This is a genomic window from Burkholderia puraquae (assembly GCF_002099195.1).
GTDB classification, from domain to species: domain Bacteria; phylum Pseudomonadota; class Gammaproteobacteria; order Burkholderiales; family Burkholderiaceae; genus Burkholderia; species Burkholderia puraquae.
The window spans coordinates 1-2207 of the sequence record NZ_NBYX01000057.1 but is presented as its reverse complement, the minus strand read 5'-3'; the positions used below and the strand labels follow the sequence as shown (position 1 = coordinate 2207).

Sequence of the window (2207 nt, the reverse complement as noted above, 5' to 3'; positions counted from 1 at the left end):
AGCAACACGGAGACCGCCCTGCAGGCGAACCGGCTCGCGATGTCGGCGAGCGAGGCGGCGGGGCGCGGCGGGCAGGCAGTGGGCGAGGTGGTTGCGACGATGAGCGACATCACCGCCAGCTCGCGCAAGATCGCCGACATCATCGGCGTGATCGACGGCATCGCGTTCCAGACCAATATCCTTGCATTGAATGCGGCGGTGGAGGCGGCGCGTGCCGGCGAACAGGGCCGCGGCTTCGCGGTGGTCGCCGGTGAAGTGCGGGCGCTCGCGCAGCGCAGCGCGAATGCGGCGAAGGAGATCAAGACGCTGATCGGCGCGAGCGTCGATCGGGTCGAATCGGGCGCGCGGATCGTCGACGGCGCGGGCAAGACGATGGAGGACATCGTCACGCAGGTGAAGCGCGTGTCGGACCTGATCGCGGAGATCAGCTCGTCGACGGCCGAACAGAGCACGGGGGTCGCGCAGGTCGACCAGGCGGTGGTGCACCTGGACAACATCACGCAGCAGAACGCGGCACTGGTCGAGCAGAGCACGGCGGCGTCGGAGAGCCTGAAGCAGCAGGCGACGCGTCTCGTGGATGCGGTGAACGTGTTCCGGTGATCGTCGGGGCGCGCATGCAATGTGCGCGCCCGATCAATGCATCGTGATTGATGCGCGCAATGCGCGTTCAGTTTTTTCGATTCAATCAAAATGCGCAGAACGAGAAATATTCGTATTCAGGATTTTGCGTTCAGGCATTGAATCGATTCGGGTGAATTGGCTTGAGTGGTCGAGTGAATGTCCGTCAAACCGGTGACTGGCCTGGTGTTTAGTTTCATCAGTAAACGAATTGTTTGGCAAAGGCAAGATAATGCATTTTTAATGCATATTTACCCGAATACGCCATAATGTTTTCGTGGAATTTGCCGAAAGCGCAGGAGCTAGACCAATGCGCGTGCGGATTGACTGCAATGCGCAGGGTCGCGAATCAATCGACAAACGGACGCAAGATCCGTTACCCGGAGCTCCACACCATGCGCAACAACCAGCCCGTCACGCAACGCGAATTCGAGTTTCCCGACGACGCGACGCTGATGTCGACCACCGACGCAAACAGCTACATTACTTACGCGAACGCGGCATTCATCCAGGTCAGCGGATTTTCCCCCGAAGAGATCGAAGGGCAGCCGCACAACGTCGTGCGGCATCCGGACATGCCGAAAGAGGCGTTCGCCGACATGTGGGCGACGCTCAAGGGCGGCGAGCCGTGGACGGCCCTCGTGAAGAACCGCCGCAAGAACGGCGATCACTACTGGGTGCGTGCGAACGCGATTCCGGTGATGCGCAACGGCGAGCCGAAGGGCTACATGTCGGTGCGCACGAAGGCGACGCGCGACGAGATCGCGGCCGCGGAGGCGCTCTACAAGGAATTCCGTGAAGGGCGGGCCGGCAACCGGCATTTTCACAAGGGGTTGATCGTCCGCAAGGGCATGGCCCGTTTCATGTCGCTGTTCCAGACGATGTCGGTGCGCGCGCGGCTCCATGCGTCGCTGTGCGTGCTCGCGCCGGTCGTGGTGGGCGGCGGGTGGGCGTGCGGGCTGGCCGGCGGCGGGCTCGCCGCGTTCGCGGCGGTGACGGCAGGTGCGGCGGTGGCCGCGGCGTTGTGGCTCGATGCGCAGATCGCGCGCCCGCTCATGCAGTTGCGCGACGAGGCGTTGCGCGTCGCGACCGGCGAGAGCCGCAGCGGCGTGCGGATGAATCGCGTCGACGAGATCGGCATGACGCTGCGCACGATCAACCAGCTCGGGCTGATGTTCCGCTGGCTCGTCGACGATGTCAGCGAACAGGTGCTGAACGTGCAGCGCGCGAGCAACGAGATCGCGCAGGGCAACAACGACCTGAGCGCGCGCACCGAACAGGCATCGACGAGCGTGCAGCAGACGGCTGCGTCGATGGCCGAGATGACGGCGACCGTGTCGAGCAATGCGGAGACGGCGCTGCAGGCGAACCAGTTGTCGGTGTCGGCGAGCGAGGCGGCCGGGCGCGGCGGGCAGGCGGTGAGCGAGGTGGTCGCGACGATGAACGACATCACCGCCAGCTCGCGCAAGATCGCCGACATCATCGGCGTGATCGACGGCATCGCGTTCCAGACCAACATCCTTGCATTGAACGCGGCGGTGGAGGCGGCGCGGGCCGGCGACCAGGGGCGCGGTTTCGCGGTGGTTGCC

General features: G+C 64.3%; 2 protein-coding genes. Both read left to right on the top strand.

The window, feature by feature from the left end:
• Positions 1 to 600: methyl-accepting chemotaxis protein (locus B7G54_RS37705; RefSeq protein WP_244289500.1), on the top strand; the 600-nt coding region annotated here is incomplete at its 5' end.
• 413 nt (positions 601 to 1013) lie between these two features.
• A partial coding sequence (locus B7G54_RS37700; protein ID WP_085043682.1) for a methyl-accepting chemotaxis protein occupies positions 1014 to 2207 on the top strand: 1194 nt, incomplete at its 3' end.